Origin of the sequence: Flammeovirga pacifica (assembly GCF_000807855.2) — a bacterium.
Taxonomy (GTDB): domain Bacteria; phylum Bacteroidota; class Bacteroidia; order Cytophagales; family Flammeovirgaceae; genus Flammeovirga; species Flammeovirga pacifica.
Genome location: NZ_JRYR02000001.1, coordinates 140,998 through 163,449, shown reverse-complemented (window position 1 = coordinate 163,449; position 22,452 = coordinate 140,998). Strand labels below are relative to the sequence as shown.

General features: G+C 32.5%; 15 protein-coding genes. 2 read left to right on the top strand and 13 right to left on the bottom strand.

The window, feature by feature from the left end:
* Position 1: 1 nt before the first annotated feature.
* The 12 genes from NH26_RS00670 to NH26_RS00615 form a co-directional block, all read right to left on the bottom strand.
* Complete coding sequence (locus NH26_RS00670) at positions 2 to 1,720, bottom strand: glycosyl hydrolase family 18 protein (RefSeq protein ID WP_158021854.1); 1,719 nt, start codon at positions 1,718 to 1,720, stop codon at positions 2 to 4.
* A complete protein-coding gene (locus tag NH26_RS00665) occupies positions 1,710 to 4,796 on the bottom strand; it encodes a hypothetical protein (RefSeq protein WP_044224482.1) in 3,087 nt (1,028 codons plus the stop codon). The genes NH26_RS00670 and NH26_RS00665 overlap by 11 nt, the downstream gene beginning before the upstream one ends.
* A 19-nt stretch (positions 4,797 to 4,815) precedes the next feature.
* The gene (locus NH26_RS00660) at positions 4,816 to 5,283 is read right to left on the bottom strand and encodes a phage tail protein (protein ID WP_199880216.1); all 468 of its coding nucleotides are present in this window, start codon (positions 5,281 to 5,283) and stop codon (positions 4,816 to 4,818) included.
* Between the two features lie 44 nt (positions 5,284 to 5,327).
* Positions 5,328 to 5,789, bottom strand: a complete 462-nt coding sequence (locus tag NH26_RS00655) for a phage tail protein (protein ID WP_044224484.1) — start codon at positions 5,787 to 5,789, stop codon at positions 5,328 to 5,330.
* A 72-nt stretch (positions 5,790 to 5,861) separates the two neighbouring features.
* A complete protein-coding gene (locus NH26_RS00650; RefSeq protein WP_044224487.1) occupies positions 5,862 to 7,352 on the bottom strand; it encodes a phage tail sheath family protein in 1,491 nt (496 codons plus the stop codon).
* Positions 7,353 to 7,362: 10 nt separating this feature from the next.
* Positions 7,363 to 8,091: a hypothetical protein gene (locus NH26_RS00645; RefSeq protein ID WP_044224489.1), complete on the bottom strand. Its 729-nt coding sequence runs from the start codon at positions 8,089 to 8,091 to the stop codon at positions 7,363 to 7,365.
* A complete protein-coding gene (locus tag NH26_RS00640; RefSeq protein ID WP_071397042.1) occupies positions 8,082 to 8,558 on the bottom strand; it encodes a hypothetical protein in 477 nt (158 codons plus the stop codon). Before NH26_RS00640 ends, NH26_RS00645 begins: the two co-directional genes overlap by 10 nt.
* Before the next feature lie 35 nt (positions 8,559 to 8,593).
* A complete protein-coding gene (locus tag NH26_RS00635) occupies positions 8,594 to 10,789 on the bottom strand; it encodes a hypothetical protein (protein ID WP_139262768.1) in 2,196 nt (731 codons plus the stop codon).
* Positions 10,750 to 11,112 (bottom strand): GPW/gp25 family protein, encoded by a 363-nt coding sequence (locus NH26_RS00630; protein ID WP_052432062.1) that lies wholly within the window; start codon positions 11,110 to 11,112, stop codon positions 10,750 to 10,752. Before NH26_RS00630 ends, NH26_RS00635 begins: the two co-directional genes overlap by 40 nt.
* A 1,010-nt stretch (positions 11,113 to 12,122) precedes the next feature.
* On the bottom strand, positions 12,123 to 12,854 hold the full coding sequence (locus NH26_RS00625; RefSeq protein WP_044224499.1) for a hypothetical protein: 732 nt from the start codon (positions 12,852 to 12,854) through the stop codon (positions 12,123 to 12,125).
* Between the two features lie 115 nt (positions 12,855 to 12,969).
* On the bottom strand, positions 12,970 to 15,321 hold the full coding sequence (locus NH26_RS00620) for a polysaccharide biosynthesis tyrosine autokinase (RefSeq protein ID WP_044224502.1): 2,352 nt from the start codon (positions 15,319 to 15,321) through the stop codon (positions 12,970 to 12,972).
* Positions 15,322 to 16,053 (bottom strand): polysaccharide biosynthesis/export family protein, encoded by a 732-nt coding sequence (locus NH26_RS00615; protein ID WP_139262765.1) that lies wholly within the window; start codon positions 16,051 to 16,053, stop codon positions 15,322 to 15,324.
* 521 nt (positions 16,054 to 16,574) lie between these two features.
* Here NH26_RS00615 and NH26_RS00610 point away from each other — a divergent pair.
* Together NH26_RS00610 and NH26_RS25325 are read left to right on the top strand one after the other, a co-directional pair.
* Positions 16,575 to 20,045, top strand: coding sequence for a hypothetical protein (locus NH26_RS00610; RefSeq protein ID WP_139262762.1), 3,471 nt, complete (start codon positions 16,575 to 16,577; stop codon positions 20,043 to 20,045).
* Between the two features lie 133 nt (positions 20,046 to 20,178).
* A complete protein-coding gene (locus tag NH26_RS25325; RefSeq protein WP_158021853.1) occupies positions 20,179 to 20,454 on the top strand; it encodes a hypothetical protein in 276 nt (91 codons plus the stop codon).
* Positions 20,455 to 20,789: 335 nt separating this feature from the next.
* On the opposite strand, the gene NH26_RS00605 is transcribed toward NH26_RS25325, so the two are convergent.
* A complete protein-coding gene (locus tag NH26_RS00605; RefSeq protein WP_044224511.1) occupies positions 20,790 to 22,184 on the bottom strand; it encodes a nucleotide sugar dehydrogenase in 1,395 nt (464 codons plus the stop codon).
* Positions 22,185 to 22,452 lie beyond the last annotated feature (268 nt).

Genomic DNA, 22,452 nt, shown 5'->3' with positions numbered 1-22,452 from the left:
GTTAAGGTAATTCCTTTTTAACCATCATTTTATAGCTCCATAAATAGATGAAAACACCACCGATGAGTAAGCCTCCAAAAAACAATAAAGCCTGTCGCCAATTAATCCATTGAAAAAGTATATTAAAGACAAAAACACTTAGGCCCACAACTAAAAAGTAGAGCATTCTTATGTTTAGTTTCCCTTTAGATTTAAATACACAGCGGAAACGGAATAATAGAAGGAGTAGCATAACATTCAAACCAATTATCCCTGACATAATCATAAACAATGGTCTTGGATTGCGCCATAATCTTGAAGGATCTTGCATGATGGTAAATGCATAACGACTCCATCTTTTAAAATTACCTAAAGAAATGAAGGAAGAAGGAGTACTAGCTAAAACAACGCTATCTTCCTGTTGACCAAAATTTTGACCTATCAATTCCCAAATTTCATTTCTACCATTATTGTAACCTAATGCCCACAAACCTACCCCTCTTAATTTCATTTTTTTTATAAAGTCCACTTTTAACTGTAGACTCTCTACCCCATCAAACCAAGTTTGCTCAAATTCACCATCACTATTTTTTAAACACACATAATTACTTTTAGAAATCGGGTCAAATTGTATGATAGATGCCTGATGTTTATCTAAAATTTGCCCAAGAGTCTGATGAGTCACAAATTGTTTTACTTTTGATGGAATTGTGAGTTGTTCGGTCGTCCATGTTCTACCATACATAGGTAAACCAAGGATAATTTTCTTCGTTGGAATTTGTTTTGCGATATAACTTAGCACACTTCCTTCTACATGATAACTCCCCCAAATATCACCTGTCTGAAGTGGAGCAATAGGGCCAGCAATCTCACTTTTTGATCCAAAAAAGTCATAGCCCATGATAAAAAATAAATCTACATATTGATGCCACTTATCAACTTCAAAAGATTGATTAAAATCGACAACAGGCAATGCTAAGTTTACTTTATAATTAGAATCATATGTTTTTAGATAAGTTGACAATTGAATAATGAAATTCGAAAAAGATTGATCATATCCTTTAGGGATCATTTCAAAGTCAATTGTTACCCCATTTGCGCCTCGTTCTTTTATCAAACGTGTAATTTCTTGGAAAAAGTGAAGCTGTTGATTCTTTTTGTTATCCAGAAAAACTTTATTGTTATGATACCCAAAATTAGTTACGGATAAAAACACTTCACATTCATATACTTTCGCTGAATCTATTAATGAAGTAGTAGACCAATCATGAATTGTTTTATATCCACCATTAAGAGGATTTAATTCATAACTAAAATACGATATTCCACTCAATAATTGGAATTGATATGCCTTGTAAGCTTCTTTCATCCAATGAGGATGCCACCCAAAAACATATGCTTTATCATTAAGTGTGTAAGGTAATGGAGATTTTGAGATAGTAGAATAAATACCTTGCTTTTTACTTTGTGCAAGAGAGGAATGTATACTTTTTAAAGGAGGGACTAACTGCAAAGAATCTTTACTTATTAAGGTATCTAAAGTAAGATCATTAGAATCCAATTTCGCTAAAAAAAATCCATTTTCATCATTTTGATTCACTATTACAGAATCTAAACTGACAACATTAGTATCATTTGAAGACAATTCTTCCTTTAATAGTTCTTGCCATGATTGTCCTATTGAAGAATGTACAATACATAGCATCATTAAAATACTATAGAATAAATAATTAGTTTTCATTGATAATATAATCTTCATCGATACCAAAAATAGATACTTCATCTTCCATTGTACAAACTACCGAATGATCATGATCCCAAGTAAACTTAGACCATGAATGATAAGGTAGAATCATTTGATCTTTTTCATATTTATTCATGAGGTGCTGTCCTTCCGAGATATATAAATGATACACCTCTAACAATTCTAATCTTTCCACATAAGGTTGATTTTGAATAAAATCTTTCAAGACAGAGCAATTAAAAACAGTCATATTTTCTGTTTGAAAATCCCTTAGATTCTGTAACATTAATTCTCTATACACCCCTAAAGGGTATCCCTTTTTCAATATAATATTGACATTAAATTTCAACTTTTCCTTGGAGGATTTCCCCCACTTTAATTTCATAAAAGCTGTCGTTTGATGCTCAATCTCCTTCAATGCTTTTTCTTTTTCTTCTTTCACCAAAATGTTTTCTTCCTGACTTAACAAATAGACTTGTTCCTTTTCACCTAAAGCATAAATTGGTTTATTGATCAATATATTTTTTAGTTGATAGTGAAAATCCGAAGCAGAAAAACACTGACCATTCGACCATAAACCAAAAGCCGCCTGTGAAAAGTAAGCTTCTTGATTGATAGCCTTATAGCCATTATTCCCTTCAATAGGTTGCTCAATTTTACCTACCCCTTGTAAAATATCCATACAACGTTTGATTCCATTTTTGGGTAAATTCATTAATCGGTCTACATTGCTATTCTCAGAAATTTTCACCTTCATACTATTCACATGAATCCCTCTAATTTCAATAGACTTTGCTTTTTCTTTGTTCACCCTCATTCCTATGGTTATGGCATTTTCAGAAAAATGAGGTGGAATAGAGAACATCAATACTCCCGTTTGAGAAAGTTGATGTGTTTCATCCATCATCAATAGTTTATGGTCAAAGATCTTCCATTTACCCTCCATAAAATACTCCCATTGAAGTTGTTCTTCAGATTGAAACTCATCTTTAATTACCAAATCAAAAAGAAGCGTTACTAACTGATTTTCAGAAACATTACTTACTTTAACCTGAAAATAATAATCATCTCTCACCTTAGGTAATAAATGACTTGGCGATGAAAATACTTCTTGTCCTTTTTCAAAATGAAAGAACTTCACCTTTCCAGTTTGATGATAATCATGAAAATAAGTAGAATAGGTAGTAGCATAATTTAAGCTGATGTTATTCACTTGTGGAGCAATGGGAGGTGCAATTACTTCCATTGATTTCTTTTGCCAAAACCATTTTTTCTTTTGTAAATGATTACTCAATACTGTAGGATAAATATCATGTCCGAAAGCTGTTCTGGGAGATTTTAAAGTAAGTTTAATAAATCCATCTGCACTAAGATTATTGTATTCATCTGAAAGCAATTCAACAGGAATACTATCATTAAACAAAGGAATAGACATGGATGAAGTGGTCGATAATTGTTGTTCCCCATCAAATAAATGAGCTTCTTCATTGATCATTTTCCAATTACTTTTCTCCAAAGAAGCTATCTCTACTTGATAGTCGCTGTTATCAAAATTTTGCTTATCATATTGATGATAATACCCTTTCCAACCTTGATCATGATTAGGTAGGTTACTCCAAGAAATATCTAAGCGGCAATGCTCTACTTTTTTAGCATACATTTCTTTATCACCAAATATAAATTGATGGCCCACACATGGTTTCAAACCAAATGGGTAAAATGGAGCTGAAATATCAATCACTCCTTGTTGATTATAACATTTTAAATTTTTAGACTGACTGACTTCTTGAACAACTCTATATTCCTTAAGGTTTAAATCTTGCAATAAAGAATAAGCAAATGCATAACTTTCGTTATTTAATTGAAATATAATCTTTGGATCTTTTTCATAATCAAGTGACGTAATACTCGGAAAGTATTTATCAAATTCTATAAGTATTTCAAAAGAGTGTTTCTCCTCTTGTACTTTCATTTGATATTCATTTACTTTCAAAAGCCCCTCTGAAGTTGAAATAAAAATTATAAAAGCATTATCAAAAATTCGGGGTAAACTCTCATCTATCCAATGGGTATAATCTTTTATATGCTTCACTTTATCAAGCAATTGACTAAACTCGGCTTCCTCAAAAAACAATTGAATAGACAACATTCTGTGTCCATTAGCCAAATAGAGTAGTGAATCATAAAAACCAAAACCTAAACTCAATTTCCGATAAGCATTATTATTAAGTGTATCAATTTTAATTTGATTGGTCTCTGTAGTTTCAAAAATATCGACTTCGTTCACCAAAGAAATCACCTTACCTTTTACATTATACTCTCGCTTACTTGAGTGTGATATGTTTACTTTTTCAACCTTCGTAGTATTAACAAATACGGGGTGAATTAATTGTAAAGTATTGTATGTCCTATCATTATTATCATTGGCTATAAATCGTTTCTCAGAACCCACTTTAGCTACAGAAATCCCATCATTCAAAGAAAATGATAAATAGGTATCTGCAGGATGTGCTTTCCTATATTCAATACCTTCCACTTTCTCATATAAGAAATACTTTAATGCCGAATTCCACTCTTTTTGGAATAGATATACCTTCGATAAAATGGATGCATAAGTTTGAAATAATGAGATTTCCAATTGATTAACAATAGTAGCCAAAGGTATTTCTCTTAATTCTTTAACTACTTTTTTAAGTTGATAAATATACATTTCAAAAGCTGTATATAAATCACTCAAAGAACTCAACTTAAATTGACTAACCACATGTTTATAAGGCAAATACGCACTAACTTGATATAGATGTGTATATAGTTTTTGTAAGAAAATTTTCATCTCTTCTAAAACTCTGCTTTTCTTAAATTCACTTCTATACGCATGATAAGAAAAATGCAAAGTATCCCATTCTTCCTGTAATTTAATAATACTTATTTTTCGTAATACTAATAACTCTTTAGTTTTTTCAGAAAAAATATCTATCCCAGCATGCTCACATAATGAAATAGCATGATGAAGCATCTTTTCCAAGATGTTTTCAGTCAATTCTAAATCTTTTTGTAAGGGTGAGAGTAGCATAAAATGATATAATTTTTAATCAAGTAATCCCTAAAACATGAGAATAAGTAAGCACGATTTCTTCTACAGCAATCTTCGATTCCATCGCATTCATTTCACTTAGTTTCCAACTGATAGGATAAGCGTTATACAAGCCCCAAACTTTTACTGGCTCTTGCTGACCATTTAAATAACCTACCATCAAATTTCTAGTAGTTACTGTTCTATTTAACCTCGATTGAGTTGATAATAGTAAATGTTGTGCGATCCATGAGGAAAAGTCATCAATTAAGCTATTGCCTAAAGTGACCATTCCTCTTTTAAAAGTAGCTTTCTGAACTATCCTTCCATCAGGTACCATAAATACAGAAGCATTTTGTCCGCCATATTTAATTTCTTTTGTTTTAATTCCAGATTCAATACCTGATATAGACTGAAAGCCAACATTATAAGTCAAACGTTGGTTCATTACATCTATTTCATTTTCTGAACCTTGAAGAGTTTTCACAAAGAAATTGTATCCTTTAAGATAATTTTGAGCAGGAAAAAACATTAAGCTTCTATTGTAAGACCTTCATGGGCAATTTCTACCGATTCAATTGCAATATTATCATCCCCTCCGTTCAATGAAGGTGCAGTAATTTTAATTGGAAATGCATTTTCTAATTTCCAAGAGATAATAATGTCATTATCCCCGTCCTGCCCCATTAAAGAGATGACTACTTGTTTTTTAGCTTCTGTAAAATCACCTGTATTTTGTAAATCTTTGACTTCATTAAACCAATCAAACAAAAAAGTATCTTCTCTATAAACACCTTTTTTTAAAGTAACATTTGATGTTTTTTGAATACCGGGTACCTTCATCTTTGTTGCCTTGGGATGATCTCCTGTTCGATATTCTATCATACTTACTTCTTGTTCAAGTCCTGTCACTTCCTGACAAGAAATGATTTCAGAATCTATTGTTACCGTAAAACGGAAACTTGGAATTGGGTATTCTGTACTTTTATCCATTATTTTAGTTTATTTCAATAGTTGATTAATTGATTTTAAGGCTATTCCTTATTTTCAAACACACAAAATGATTTAGCTTTCTTGCACTTTTTGTTCAAAAGTTATCACGATAAATTCTGCAGGTCTAGACACGGCTACTTTGACAGATATTTTCATCTTTCCTTCTAATACATCTTGTGGAGACATGGTTGATCCTAATCCAACATTCACCTGAAAAGCTTGCCCTTCTATTGCACCAACAACACCACCTGCTCTCCAAACTTCAGTTAAAAATGTCTCAATAGAACTTTTTACAGAAAGCCATGTAAGTGCTGTATTTGGTTCAAAAACAAACCTTTTGATAGCATTTTTGATAGATTGCTCTAAGAAAATCATGGTCCTACGTACATTTACATACTTCCAATCTTGAGAATTTCCATCCAATGTTCTAGCTCCCCAAACTAAGACGCCTTCTCCTTTAAAATTTCGGATTGCGTTAATACTTTTCCCAAAAAGGTTTACATTTAAATCTTCTTGATCTTGATTATTCATTTTAAATGTAACATCTGAAACACCAACCAAGCCTTCATTGGCTGGAGCTTTCCAAACTCCTCTTGCATCATCTACTCGACTCATCATTCCGGCAATACTTCCAGCAGTGGGTTGAATATTAGATGTTCTTGCTAATTCCTCTAACAACTTATTGTAAAGAGGCGATATACCTTGAATCAAAAAATGAAGTGCTTCATCATATCCATCTTTAGAAATTTTTTGAATTTGCTTAGAAACCTCTTCTATCGCTTTTTTATTAGGATGAATGCTTTCTGCTTCCTTTAATAACAGTTCTTGTAGCTTTTCTATATTTCCAAAATTCTCATAAGTAAAATCAGTAGATTGATATACAACAGTTTCAATCCAAGGATAATAAACTGCTCCATACGCTAATCCTACATTACCAATACCTTCTCGAAAGTTTTCTACAGCATCAACATCAGAAGCATATCTATTGGTATTGCCTTCTGGAACATCCAAAATAGAAAATCGATTTTGTTCTCCAGCACAATGAGCTAGCATTTTTTGATGCACAGATTGTGCTTTTTTAGCTTCTAAGGCTAATTGATCTACCGCCACTAACAAAGTTGGTTCTTGAAAAGACTTTAACTGTTCGAATCCTTTCCCAATACGGTTTACATTTACTTTTTGAATCTCCCCGTCTTTTGTGTAGTTCCCTACCGATACTATAAAAGCTACTTTACCTCCATTGATAAAATATTGTTTTAATGCATCATATAAATAGAAAGGAGCATGATTTGGTATTAATTTATATCGAACCGATTCAAATAAGATTCCATCTTTATCGGATTCTTCAAGTAAATAATCATTTTGGAATCTACCACCAAAAAGAGTCTCAAATTCCTCAATAGAAGTAATTCTTGTAGGTAGGTTCGTTAACGATTTATTATTTTTTTCCGCTTTTTCGGTATATCCAACAAAAGCAGTGACTGCAGTAGCTATAGCAGGTACAGAAGTTCCAAATGCATTTTTCTCTTCGATATACACACCTGGAGTTGAGTAATTAGTCATATTTCTAGTTTTATAGGTAAATAGGATACACTAATCCTAATTGATTATTCCATGAAAAAAAGCCTTGGGTCCCACTTAATTGAAAATTTTTATAAACCTGTTGCGTCTCTTTATCTTCAAAAGTGGTGTATTTTAAAAAATGATGATGAGCACTAAACCTTAAAGGCTGTTGGCTAACAAAAAAATTCTGATCTGTGTAGGACCATTTTTGTGTATCAAAAATTAAATTATTCGAAATTTTATTTTGAGGCTGAAGAAATAAAAACAAAGGTCTCTCCTGAATCCTTATTTCCTTTTTTAGTTTCTCTTCAAAAAGTCGTTTTACTGGCAAATGAAATGTATAAAGTATTCTTCCATTTTCTTCAAAGTGCCCGTTTGTATTATACTTTTCATTTTTCTGTTCCCACTGATCATTGTCTCTCAAGAAAAAATGTTGATTTTGAAGTGAACCACCTTCTTTAAGGAAGTCAAAAAATTGTGATTTTACTTTCAAATGTATAACACAATCTTTCGAATCTTGGAATAGTTCAATAAAAGATTCCCTGTTACCCACTTTTAATTGTGTAATTCCTTCTGAAAAATAAAATCCATTTTCTTCAAAAAATTGTTTTGTAGCAGTTTCGATTTCCCAGTAAAAAGCATTCCTTAAATAATAGGGTAAATCAATTAATTTAAAATCAATAACTGACTTACCACTAACGGTAAAATGCATCTGATTTTGATATTGATCTAACTCCATCCTATTACAGCGCTTTGAGAAGACTTCGTAATTTCATTTTGCAAATACTTAAAAGAGTACTTCAATAATATTCTTTCAGCCAATGGATCTTTCATCCTTAACACGTCCACTTCATTAATTTCTCCTTTGTATAAAATATCAATATTCCCATGTTGTAAAGAAACTTGTTGGTACTTTTGAAAGAAGGACAAAATTGCATCGTAACAAGAAAGTTCTTTTTCTAAATCCAATGCACCAGTAATATTAAAGATCAAATCTGTGACAAAATAAGTTTTGTGTTGTAACCTACCAGAGAGCTTCTCTTCTTTCATTTGGGACACCATCACATAAAGCGAGGGATCGGTGGGTCCTTCTCCTATTTCATCTCCAATTGGAGTTCCCATATATAATTTCAGTCCTAACTTTTCATTACTATTTAAGAAATCTAGTAATGGAAAGAGGATTTCATGTAAAATCTCTTTAAACATCATTGAATCGTTAAGAATAAAAAATAGTGTACTTATTATAAAGCAGCTAATGTATAATCAATAATTTTCTTAGAATCGTTGGGCTCAAAACTTAATTTCCATTTTGCATTTGAGCGTTGATATTTTTTACTCCAACTATCTGACGAGAAGAGTAATAGCAGATGGCTTTTCAACTCAAAAGCATCATCAACTTTATTTTGTATGAAGTAAAAAGCATCTTTTTGATCAAATTTCATCCATTGATCATCACCAAATAAATAGTTTAATTGATAATATAAACTTTCAATCAATTGAAAAAATTTCAAATCATACTCTTTGTTAAAGTGATGCTTTATTCCATACAAAAGATGATAACACTGATATATTTGTTCCTTTATCGTATTGGTTAAGAACTTCTTAAGAGAATAAGATGCCTCTACTTTAGAAAGTAAATATCCTAATTCTTGATCACAAATAGGATGGACTTTGAAGTGATCGATCAGTAATTGCCCATCTAACTTTCTATTATCGAAATAGAACAATTTAATCTGGGCTAATGTAGAAAGTAGAGGTAGATCTTCAACCTTATCAAGATGAATAAATTGATGATAAATACCTGATATTAAATACATCAATAATTTATTTTCTGCTACATTCTTAAATGCTGAAAGCCTAATTTTAGATTTTTTGATGATGGACACAAACAGAACTGCTTCTACTTCCTTTTCAGACCAAAACAACTTATATTCATCAAAAATACGATCCCGTTGATCAGCACTAATAAATCGTGCTAAATAGATCCCCATCATTCTTTCTTCTTCCTTACCTGAGGACATTAATTGTTCAATATAATCTATAGAAAGTAGCGTTTTTTGATCAAAGTTGAATTCATGATGTAGTTTTAGAATCTTTTGTAGATGAACATTTCTCCAAAACTCCTCACTCTCTTTGGCTTGATCCAGTAAAGGAATCAAATCTAGCAAATACCATTGCTCTACAAATTGCAACACCTCTCCTTGCTCACCTCCTAACAACCTACCTTTCAACTGCTTAAACACTCCAAAAATATCGTAAGAAAGTTGCTCTTGAAGTAAAACTGTGTTTTTAGTATTTTCAATGGGATAAAAATGATCACCATAAACTGACGCTTCCTTTATATTTTTTTTATTATAACTGTCAAAAGTACTGAAGTAAAAAGCCAATGCACATACGATTACAACCTCTACAATTAATGGTAAAAAATGATGTAATAAAATGATAACACCTAAACCAATAAACACAATACCAATAAAATCAACCATTGATTTCCAGTAAAACTGATAATTGTTATTGAAACTTGATTTTATACCTTCATTCAATTTAAATAGTAACAAATAAAGGCTTATCAAAAGAGCTATACCAGAGAAGCATATGCTATAGAAGTGAACTATTTGCTCAAGTTGATTATCTTCATAGAAGTAAAAATAAGCACTTTTAGATGTAAAAATGAAAATCACAACGAGAAGACTGTAAAATGGCAATCGATAAACAAAATAGCTACCCAAGTTATCACTAACGAAAACATATAAACTCCTATAAGAAGTATACATAATTCCAATAATCATAAGGGAGATCAGATAAGCAATAAATACATATTGCCTATCCAAAATTTCCCAAATATGAACGTTAATCAGCAGTGTTAGTAATAATATCAATACAAACCTAAATCTTAATTTCTTAGAGGTCTTCCTATTTTCTAAGAATTGTTCCTGCTCTGAAATAGTGAAAAAAGTCTGTGGTCTAGAAACGTTAAACAGTATAAAAAATAACATCAAGATTGAAAATGGTATTAGATAGTTTGTAGGAACATAAAATGCTCCTACAATACCTAATATAAAGCTCCCCAAGGAAGCATATGAATCGATAAACAGCGTCTGACCATTCAAAATGGACAGAAGTGTGCCTAAAGTAATGGAAAAACCTAATGTTGTCTTCCAATAGAAAATTGTTGCTGTGAGAAGTAGTATCCCTCCCATAGTTAAATAATAATAGTGTTTTTGGTAATATTCCAGCATAAAAAATTTACATTTACTGATCATGAAAAATGACCCTAGAATTGTAAATAAAGAAATAGTATAGTTCGCTTCTAAGAGTAGTAGTTGAGTTGCTATAATCCAAAACATAAACTGAAATACCCCTTTTGAGAATCGTTGTAGCATCCAGTATTTAGAAATTATAGTTTCAAATTGATCGTAGTATGATTGCTTCCCCATTTTGTACTATAGGAAACATCACATAAGACCTTTTCGTCTTGTTCTCTAACAGTTACTTCAAAATCAATTAATCGTGTTTCATGTTTCTGAATAGACTGATATATCTCTTGTTGAATCTTTTGAATAGTGAGTTCATTCATTATTTCAAAATTGTATTTTTTTAAATTACAGCCATAACTTTTAAAAAGTACTCTCTCTCCTGGAGTTGTATTTATTAAAGTCTCTAAACTTTGCTTTATTAATTTATCATTCCAAGCCTTTGTAAATCCTTGATCATTAATATTCAATTCATTACTCCAACCAATAACATTAGTATTTATCATTTTAGTAGTATTCTCTCAATTAGTTTTTAAAGCTAAATAAATCGTTTTATTTAATTTATCGTTGATGCAATGTTAAGGACGTTAATTTTTATTTACAAATTTTAAAGTAAAAAGTTTTGAGGAAAAATTAGAGTTTGAGCACTTCATTTTTTGCTAACATTGTGCATATACAAATAGTAGTTTTCTCACTACAATACCATTTTCTTTTATAATATCTTTACTCAGTACCTCAATTCAAACATTTTGCTTATAAGGGTATTTTTTACGTCATACAAGCATCATCTTAGAAAAGTACAATCATAAAAAAAGTGCAATTTTTTTGATTAGAATTGATCAAATCTCTACATTTTGACTTATTGAATAAACATTCATCTATTTTAAATGTTTTTCACTCCAAACAAACATGTAACTATTTGAATATCATATTGATTTATTCTAATGCAGTTTCTAAAATAAACAGGAGTCAAAATCACTAGATTTGATAAAGTTTGGAAGAAAAAGGAGAAAATTGACCCTCAAAAAAAAAGAACTATATAGAGTAATAAATAGGAATTTGTTGAATATTATATCTATAATTTGAGTGATACGCTGTGAAAGCTTATGATTATGGATGGTAAAAAAGAAATATTCACATCAAATTATAATAAAATAAGCAGTAATTTTCCTTCTTTTAAAAACAGTTATTTCGTCCTAATTGATGGGTTTCAATAAAAATAAGATGAAAATATCTATTCTGAGACACTATCAGACATACCTATTATAATAAAATAGTACTTATCCTCATCAAGTGCTCTCACGTTGCATTTGAAAGCTCAAGTCAGAATATAGGGGCATCTTAAAAGGCAGTATATACCCTCAATATAAAGAGATACATAATATCGCTACTCAACCCCATAAAGAAAGAGTATAGGCTATCATCACCGCTAAACTTCTGCTTCCTTTTAGGCCACAAAAAAAGACCCTCATTTTCATGAGAGTCTTTCATATATATAAAATGATATCTTATATTCTTAACGTAAAAATCTTCTACCTGGCAGTCTGTAAGCAACTCCAAAATTGATAGTTCCATACATATCTGTTGGTAATGCTTGAGATTTAGAACCATCTAATTCAGAAGAAGAAGAAACTCTTAATAAACCATCAAGGTTTAGTACTAACTTTTCTTTTACAGCATACCTTACACCTAAACCGACAGCCATTAAACCACCTGCCTTCATGTAAGAAGTACCTGCTCCATTATTCACGACATAGTTATTCACATCAGCTATGAAAGTACCTAAACCAGCTTGTAAGTACCAGTTCCAGTGATTGGCTTTTTTTCCTTTATAAGCACCTCTCGATTTAGATTTACGATCTACACCAAGATCTAAAATAAACAAAGGTAAAACTTCAAAAATGTTTGTTGAAAAGGCTTTCTCATTGTAATAAGGGTTGGCTTCTCCAATTACTCTCTCTTCGTAATTGTCTTTTGACCCAATATTCACATAGCCTAATTGGAATTTTGCATGCCACTTTCTAGCAAATTTATGTTGAATAAATAAGTTAAAGTTAGGCTTGATACTTCCAAAATCTAAATGATTAAAACTTTGGTTGGCATATGTACCAGAATAATAAGCACCACCTATGCTACCTCCAAACAAAGTATAGTTTGTTTTTTCAATTAAGTTGAGAGTTCTATGACTTTGAGCAAAGATTGTGTGAAAACAAAATAATATTGGTAGTAATAAAAGTATTTTTTTCATGACCGCATTTTCTAATTTTACAATACCCTTTCTTTCATGTTGTTATCATTAAAAGGTATTGACTTAATTTTCTCCTAAATTTAATTTATTTATTTTAAATATCATTAAAAACCTATCATTTTTCTAAGTAAGATATGTAATCTTTTCCATAATAAGAATATTGATAACCTCCTTTCTTGTGCATCTTTACATCTGTCATAAACAATGCCAATTTCACATCTTCCATTTGAGTAACAGGAACAATTGTTTTTTCTAATTGTGCCTTAGGCGTATATCCTTGTCTTACAGCAAAACAAACCAAGTCTGCATAACGCATTAAATTTCTAGAATCCGAAACAATACCTATAGGGGCAGAATCGTAAATAACGATATCATATTTTGATTGCAGTTCCTCATATAACTCCTTCATCTTTTTCCCTTGTAATAATTCTGTAGGGTTAGGGGGTATAGTTCCTGACAATAAAATATCTAAATTCTCATTTTCAGATTTTTGGATATAATCTTCAATAGTTGTTCCTGAACTTAGATAATTAGACATACCAAGGTTTTTATTCAACTGAGGGTAAAAGGTATCTAAGACAGGTTTCCTCAAATCGGCACCTACTAATAATACCTTCTTTTCTAAAGTAGTGTAAAAGTTAGCAATATTTGTGGATGAAACAGATTTACCTTCCCCAGAAATTGAAGAAGTAAATACAATAGAAAACTTATCTTTATCACCTACAAGAAATTGTAAATTGGTTCTAATATTTCTGAAACTCTCTGCAGATACAGATCTTGTAAAAGGATCGATTAGCTTATCTGATGTTTCAATGTTAGCTAAATTCCCTAGATATGTGGTATCAACAATTTGGGTTATATCTTCTTCATCCCTAATTTTAAAATCAAATATTACTAATAAGTAAAGTATACCCAATGGAAATAATGCCCCTAACAAAACACTTATCATTAGATTTTTCAACTTATTCGGATAAACTGGTGCATCAGTACTTTCAGGTTCTGTAATTATACTGTAATCAGAAATCGTACTAGCTGCTCTAATATTATATTCTGCTTGTTTCTCTAACAATAATTGATAAAGTCCTTCATGAGTTTTAAATAACCTTTCATAATCACCTAATACCTTTTCCTCAGACAATAAAACGTTAGAAGAATTAATTGCATTTCTTAATTCTTTATTTAATTCCTGAAGTCGAATATTTAGAGCACTTCTTGTACTTTGAATTGCATCTCCAATTTTTTCATTTAAAGATTTTAATGTCTTTTCCCTTTCTTTTTCTTTTTCTTGAAAAATAATTGAGTTTTGAATACGTTCATTTGATAAATTATCTTCTAGCTTCAAATCAGTATATAAATCTAATAGACTTGATAATTGAGACCCCGTAATACCATATGATTCGGGCATAATTACATCATGATCTAAACCCGATTTATGTTTTTCTAACAAATAATCACAATAACGAATACTTAATTGTAGTTCTTTCCTTTTTTCATCTAAAGTGTAAATTTTTTCAAAGGCTAAATTCGCACCTCCTGACAATTCTTTATTCTTTGTTTTTAAATCATATATATCATTAGCAATAAGTTGCATAGAATCAGATATAATTTCTAACTGTTGCTGAATGAATTTAGCTGATTGTTGTATCGCAAAATTTTTGTTTTTTTTATCAACATCTTGCACTGAAGATAATAAACTACTAATTAATTTTTTTTCAAAATTAGGTAAAGCCCCTTTTGAAGAAATACTAAATAAAGGAACATCACTATTGGCATTACCTATTTGTTGAAATATTATTTTTCTTCGTAAACTTTTGATAATATGATCATCATCTTGAAGTGTAATAAAAATATCAGAAATACTAATATTATTTTCAATGTTCTTAATCACTTTAAATTTGAAACCATCTAAAACTGCGATTTCATTATATTTAAATTTCTTTTTTGAATACTTATTATTTAAATGATCATCACTAAAATGCAATGAAAAATATTCTTCCGATATTTCATTTAAACTTATTTGAATATGAAATGGCACCCATTCTGATGTTCTATCATATGAAAAAGTAAAAGGTCGTTCATAATAGAGAGGAACATCTTTAAATATTTTTGCAGAAAAATAATTTACATTTAAATTTTCTTTAATAATAAGAGGTAATAAAACATCTTTCGATGTAAAAAACCGTTGTTCGTATTCAATGTTTACCTTAGAAAAAGAAGATTCAGTATTAGTAGACAACATTGATAATAATTCTGACCCATCACTTTTATTTGTATTCCCTTTTTTTACTATATCAGCTTTAATATCATAAACTGATACTTGATGCATAGAAATAACAATACCAATACCAAGTGAGATAATAACTGATAGAATTATCCATCCCCAATTTTCTAAACAAAGAAAAAACCATTTCTTTAATTCTTTAATAGTTTTATCCTCTTGAAATTTTATATTTTCTTGCAAAGCCATTTATCTACTTGTAGTTACTAAAGTTACAATTGAAATCACTAAACCCGTAATTGAAGTGACTAAAGCTAAGTTTTGACTAAAATACTTTAAGAATGGGCGTTGCCTTAAAGGCATAACAATAATCACATCTTCTTGCTGTAAATAATAGTATGGACTTGCTATGAAGGATTCACTATTTAGGTCTATATACACCACTTCTGCAATATCATTATTTTTGCGAATCAATTTGATTCTAGATCTATCTCCTAGTTCATCAACACCACCTGCCTGAGCAATACCTTCTAATATTGATATTTCCCTATTTAGAGTTCCATAAATTGCAGGACTTTTTACTTCACCTAAGACTGTAAATCTAAAATTCAATAATTTTATATACACCGTTGGCTCATCCATTAAATCCTTTAACTTGCCTTGAAGTAGCCTTTCAGCCTCATTAATAGTCAATTCTGATAACTTCACATCTCCAATAAGTGGTAGTTCTATATTTCCATTTTCATCAATATTAAACCCAACAATAGTACCCAAAGGCCCTCCAATATTTTGCAAATTATTAGCATTTGACCTATCTATTAAAAGATAAGGATTATATTCGTCAGGCGTTGCTGTTTTTACCTCAATTTTAATTTGATCAAATGGGCGTAGGGTCAACAATTGTAATGGTATTACTTTCTCAGATCTCATTACCGAGTCATAATCTAATTCAATTTCTTTGTAATCATCACCTTCTTTCAAATAGGCCAACCTTTTATTAGAGACACACCCACAAAAAAGTAAGGTAAAAAACAGTATGTAGAGTATTTTAATATATTTCAAATCTAAAAAAATAGTTGTATGTTATTTAGAAAATTTAGCGCTAGATGGAGTGATCCACTTTACTTGGCAAAATAAAGGGAAAATGTGGTATGAAACAAGTGGAATGTAAAAGAATGAAGTATGTTTTTTAGTGTTTTGGTTTTGTTGGGGGAGGAAGCACTGCTATTTTGGAGGAATAACATCATATTTATACTAAAGTTGTGCTACCTGTACGTGACTGCTCAGGCTTGGGGAACGTGCCCCCTCGTTGCGGACGGGAGTAGAGTTGAGATCTCATACATGGTAAGGAATACTCTGTCTTAATGAGATTAGAACTATTTTCTATTGCTGGGGATACATTCTTGACGAGGGGTTTTTCTTGGTGATTCATCGCTCTGTTGTTGATTCTTTTGGTTTTTTCTTAACTTTATTCTATTCCTCATCTGTAGAACTAAGATTTTTTGAGATTACTCGTTTTCATCCTCTGTTGTTTTTCCCTCAATATTTTTGGGCAGACGCTTTCTGAAAAGGAAAGGTGGGTAAAGGTCTATGGGCAAAATGTGGGGAATGAGGTGATTTTACCTCAGAGTATTAGTATTATAGGAAACACGGACGGAAGAATACCTCTAATACAAAATGGACAATTTTATTTCTTGAATAGTTTGGGTGATACAATTACGGGAGATGAAATTATTCATGTTAAATATAGGATTATTGAATTGGAGGAAGAGGTCACTCAACACCGTTCTAAGGATATTTACGATGCTGGTGGGTACGGTTTTGAAAAGAGTAATGAGGAATATGTTTTAGTAGTTGAGGAGCAACAAAAGAAGAAAGAACTATTTTATGCACCTAATATTGAAAAGACGGGTTCTTTAACGCGTGGGTTATCTATGGGAAACAGTCAAGATGTTTTTGTTAATTCTGCCATGAATTTACAATTACAAGGAAATATTACAGAGGATGTAAAATTAACGGCTACTCTTACTGATCAAGATGTCCCTTTTCAACCGGAGGGAAATACCCAACAAATTCAGGATTTTGATAAGGTTTTTATTGAACTGGCACATAAAAATGCTGTTTTAAATGCGGGTGATATTGTGATGAAAAATGACAAGGAAAGTACTTTTTTGAGGTATTTTAAAAATACACAAGGTGTGCAAGGAAAAGTGATGGTGGGTAATAAAAAGAGGGGAGTTCGATCGACAACTGCTGGTGGGGTCTCTTTAGCTAAAGGACAATTTTACTCTGCCAATATCGCTCCTATTGATGGTGTTTTGGGACCCTACCGCCTAACAGCTCCCAATGGAGAGTCCAATATTGTGATTATTGCCAACTCGGAGAAAGTGTACATTGATGGAAAATTATTGCAGCGTGGTTTTGATGCTGATTATGTCATTGACTACAACCTCTCTGAAATTACATTTAATGAAAAAATTATCATCACTCAATATACTCGTATTCGTATTGATTATGAATATGCGGTTCAATATTATAGTCGTTCTATTGTAGAAGCTAGCCAATCTTTTGAACATCAAAAATGGGAGGCTTCTTTTCAAGTGTATCAAGAGAAAGATGATAGGAATTCTAGTTTATTTTATAGTCTATCGGATGCTGATAAAGCCATCCTATCGAGTATTGGAGATAGTTTACAATATGCTTATGCCCCTGCTATAGATAGTGTCGAGGTTTTTGATGAAAATAGAGTGCTGTATACTTTTATTGATACCCTCACAGAAAACGGACTGCCTACTACTTGCCTAAGACGAGCTTCTGCTACCGATTCTCCTTTATTTAGTGCCGGCTTTTCTCAAGTCGGCCCACAGTTAGGTGATTATAAACTAAAAGAAATCACTCCTTTTGGGAGAGTATATGAATGGGTTTCTCCTCTCAATGGTATTCCTCAAGGGGATCATTTGCCAGTAAGGCGTTTGCAAGCACCCAATCAAAAACAAATGATTACTACAAAAGGAACTTATCATATTTCTGCTTATGAAAGTGTCACTTTTGATGCAGCTTTTTCCAATCAAGATCAAAATTTATTTTCTGATTTAGACAACCAAAACAATCAAGGACATGCTTTACAGTTTCAGTTTTCTTCTCTTGGGCGTGCACTAGGGAAAAATTGGAAATCCTATTTCACCACTCAGGTAACGTACCTTAATAAAGACTTCTTACCTATCGATCGTTTTCGTTCTATTGAATTTGATAGAGATTGGACATTACCTTACGATAGCCTTCCTCCCACCGAAGAGAAATATGTGATGTCAAACATCACTTTAGCAGACACTACCGGAAAAAGTATATCATATCAAGTAGCTTTCAGAGATAGACAGTCGGCTTTAACTGGTCAACAACATCAAATAGAATCCAAATACCATCTTAATAAGTGGCATTTAAACTTAGACGCCTATTGGATGAATGCCGATTTATGGGCAACTCAAGAACAATCTCAATGGAAAAGACTAAAAGCAGAAACTTTTTATCAAGGGAATTTTATTACACCGGGGTATCGTTTCCAATCGGATCAACAAACGACGACCAATATGGGAAATGATTCAATCTCTAACTCATGGATGAATTTCACCGAACATAAAGCGTACCTCAAAAAAGGAGATAGTCTAATATGGAATTACCAACTGGATTATAGTTATCGAGAAGATCAAACTCCCATTGATGGAACTTTACAGCTAAGAACAAAAATGGAAACCTATCAATTTCAATTAGGAAAAAGTGGTAAAAAAGGAAATATCAATGCCAGTGTGATTTACAGAAAATGGACAGATTATCTCAATACGACTCCACAAAATGAAGAAAGTTTACAAGGTAGGATCAATGGTAGTCTCATTATCGGTAAAGGCATAGGAAAAATCAATGGCACCTACACTGTTTCAAGCAGCCGAGAACTACAAAGGGAATTTGTCTATGTAAGAGTAGCCGACGGAAAAGGCACTCATACTTGGAGGGACCTCAACGGAGATGGTATTAAAGATCTCAATGAATTTTTCTTGGCTCAAAACCCCGACGAAAGGCAATACGCCCGTTTTTTCACCCCTACCAATGAATACATCCCTGCGTATCGATCAAGCATCAACCTAAGAGCCAATCTAAATGCTCCTCGAACATGGAGAAAAAAAATGAGTACTCTTAAATTTTTGAGTCGTTTTTCTAACACTACCGCTTTCCTAATGGATAAAAAATCGACTTCCGAAGACATCAGCGGCCGTTATTTACCTCTACTTTCTACTACTTCAACAGACGATTTACTAGCTTATAAATACTCTTTCCGAAACACTTTCTTTTTTAATCGATCTAACCCAATCTACGGGGCAGACTTTAGAGTCATTGTGCTAGAGAATCAACAACTCCTCACTCAAGGAAGAGAAAATAGATCTGACAACCGTTATACTCTGGGTGGCAGGTTAAACTTCAGCAGAAAAATCACTCTCAAAACAGAACTCACCAAAAGAAATATCTTCTCCGGCTCCGACTTCTTAGACGATCGGAACTATACCATACTTGAACAAGGTATTACTCCCTCCCTCTCCTATCAACCCAATATCTTCACACGATTTACAAGTAGCTACACCTTCACTCTCAAAAATGGAGAAGTCGCCTCTGTCTCCGAAAACAATTCAGAAATAGGAAGTACTCACGAGTTTTCATTAGAAACAAAATGGAGTAAGGCCAATTTATTTACCATCACTACAAAAGCTTCTGCTATAATTCAAGAATATGCTGGAGACCAAAATACTGCCATCGCTTACGAAATGCTAAATGCCCTCGCTGTAGGCACCAACTTCAGATGGAATGTAGCCTGGACTCAAACACTTTTCAATGGACTTCAATTGAGGGTGCAATATGATGGAAGGAAGTCTGAAGGGGTGAAGATGAACCATATTGGGAGTATGAATTTGACAGCTTTGTTTTAAGAAGAGGTAAGTGGATGATGTCACTAGTACACTCATGTGTGAGGAGGTTATACATGGGATACGCACCCTGGATATACTCGGTATATGGGACACCCGGACGTAGAGATCACCAGGACGTATGGACACCCGACATATGGACCACCCGGACGTACGAGGGGTTAAAACCCCTCGCTGGAGACGTCTTTTAAGATTACTTATGGTGAAAATTTTCGGCATTCTCGCAACTAAAACATCTCTTGGGTACTTAGTGATACCGAAAGTGAAGACGTTTACAACGATGGGATTCATCCCATCGCTTACGTCATACAGAGCACACGTACAAGGGGGACAGGGGGATAACTTCTGGCATACGACACCTGATATACATGTGAGTCGAAACTATACACATGTGGAGGTACACTCTGCATAGGTACCCGCGTACACGGCATACGGACCACCCGGACGTACGAGGGGTTAAAACCCCTCGTTGGAGACATCTTTTCAAGATTACCTTATGGTGAAACTTTCGGTATTCTCTCAACTACAACATCTCTTGGGTACTTAGATGATACTGAAGACCAAAACGTCCACAATGATGGGATTCATCCCATCATTTACGTTATACAGAGCACTACACACCTACAAAGGGGATCGCTCCTAACATACATGTGAGAAGACACAACCACCCCAATCAAAAAGAGCCCAGACATCAATGCCTGAGCTCTTTTTGGTTAGTATTGTATAATAATTGCAGAGGCATCTCCCCTACTTACCAATATTATAAACATTAAAACCTACTTCTTCTAAAGCCTTTTTGTTGAGGATATTTCTACCATCAAACACATTGGCTGGTTTAAGAACTGAAGAATAGATTTTGGCCCAATCGTAAGACTTAAACTCATCCCATTCCGTTAAAACGGCAATACCATGAGCTTCGTTCGTTGCTTCGTAAGGGTCGTTTACAATGCTTACTCTTTTACGAATTTCTTCTGGATCATGATTTTTTAGATATTCTAAGTCAGTGTATACTTGTTCAGCTGGTACTTTTGGATCATACACTACAATATGTGCATTTTCATCTAGAAGATGATCAGCTACATATATAGCTGCAGACTCTCTTGTGTCGTTGGTATCTTTTTTAAAGGCCCAACCCAAGAAAGCTATTTTTTTATCATTTACTGTATTGTAAGACTTTTTGATGATATTATCTGCGAAACGGCGTTTTTGATAATCGTTCAATTCAATTACCTGATTCCAGTATTCTGCTACTTCTGTTAGACCGTATGATTTTGCGATATATACTAAGTTTAAAACATCTTTCTGGAAACATGAACCTCCAAAACCTACAGATGATTTTAGGAACTTAGGCCCGATACGAGAATCCATACCAATTGCTTTTGCGATCTCATCTACATCTGCTTCTGTCTCTTCACATAAAGCTGACATGGCGTTAATAGATGAAATTCTTTGTGCTAAAAATGCGTTAGCAGTTAATTTTGATAACTCTGAAGACCAAACATTGGTTTGTAAAACTCTGTCTTTAGGTACCCAAGCTTCATATACCGCTGAGAGAGTATTTTTGGCTTCTTTCCCTGTTGGTGTATCATCACCACCGATAAGTACACGATCTGGATCTAATAAATCATCTATTGCGGTTCCTTCTGCAAGGAATTCGGGGTTGGAAAGAATTTCAAAATTGAATCCACTTTCGGAATTTGATAAAATATCTTTTAGTGCTTCTGCTGTTCTAACAGGTAAAGTAGATTTTTCAACTACAATCTTATCTCTCTTGGCTACACGAGCAATTTGTCTCGCACAAAGCTCAATATATTTAAGATCTGCTGCCTGACCTTTTCCTTTACCATAGGTTTTCGTAGGCGTATTTACAGAAATAAAAATCATATCTGCGTCTTGTATTCCCTGGTCTACATCTGTTGAGAAAAATAAGTTTCTTCCGCGTGTCTCAGCTACTACCTCTTTTAAACCAGGCTCGTAAATTGGTAATTTATCTAAATCAGTATCATTCCAATCTGCGATACGCTTTTCGTTGATGTCAACAATATTAACTTTAATTCCAGGGTTTTTTAAAGCGATGATTGCCATAGTAGGGCCACCCACATAGCCTGCTCCAATACAACAGATATTTTTGATCTCTTTCATTTAATGAATATATTTTGGGGATTAAAAGAATAATCCTAACTAAAATCAATTTTAAAACCCGAAATTATAATACATCATACATTAAAACAAAGAAATTTACTCTTTGATAAAAAAAAATCATTTAAGAAGTTGAAATAGCAACAGTTTTATTGAACTCTTTTAATCTGAAATTAAAAGATTAATTAAAAATTTGGTTCTTTCTGATTCTAATAGTATTCAACAATTAGGAGTTAGGAACTAGGAATTATTTTTTGAGAGATTAAATAAA

What these genes read in the sequence shown, in the direction of transcription:
- NH26_RS00670 (WP_158021854.1), bottom strand. Translation starts at nt 1,720, where the DNA reads ATGAAAACTAATTATTTATTCTATAGTATTTTAATGATGCTATGTATT.
- NH26_RS00665 (WP_044224482.1), bottom strand. Translation starts at nt 4,796, where the DNA reads ATGCTACTCTCACCCTTACAAAAAGATTTAGAATTGACTGAAAACATC.
- NH26_RS00655 (WP_044224484.1), bottom strand. Translation starts at nt 5,789, where the DNA reads ATGGATAAAAGTACAGAATACCCAATTCCAAGTTTCCGTTTTACGGTA.
- NH26_RS00650 (WP_044224487.1), bottom strand. Translation starts at nt 7,352, where the DNA reads ATGACTAATTACTCAACTCCAGGTGTGTATATCGAAGAGAAAAATGCA.
- NH26_RS00645 (WP_044224489.1), bottom strand. Translation starts at nt 8,091, where the DNA reads ATGGAGTTAGATCAATATCAAAATCAGATGCATTTTACCGTTAGTGGT.
- NH26_RS00640 (WP_071397042.1), bottom strand. Translation starts at nt 8,558, where the DNA reads ATGTTTAAAGAGATTTTACATGAAATCCTCTTTCCATTACTAGATTTC.
- NH26_RS00635 (WP_139262768.1), bottom strand. Translation starts at nt 10,789, where the DNA reads ATGGGGAAGCAATCATACTACGATCAATTTGAAACTATAATTTCTAAA.
- NH26_RS00630 (WP_052432062.1), bottom strand. Translation starts at nt 11,112, where the DNA reads ATGATAAATACTAATGTTATTGGTTGGAGTAATGAATTGAATATTAAT.
- NH26_RS00625 (WP_044224499.1), bottom strand. Translation starts at nt 12,854, where the DNA reads ATGAAAAAAATACTTTTATTACTACCAATATTATTTTGTTTTCACACA.
- NH26_RS00620 (WP_044224502.1), bottom strand. Translation starts at nt 15,321, where the DNA reads ATGGCTTTGCAAGAAAATATAAAATTTCAAGAGGATAAAACTATTAAA.
- NH26_RS25325 (WP_158021853.1), top strand. Translation starts at nt 20,179, where the DNA reads ATGGACCACCCGGACGTACGAGGGGTTAAAACCCCTCGCTGGAGACGT.
- NH26_RS00605 (WP_044224511.1), bottom strand. Translation starts at nt 22,184, where the DNA reads ATGAAAGAGATCAAAAATATCTGTTGTATTGGAGCAGGCTATGTGGGT.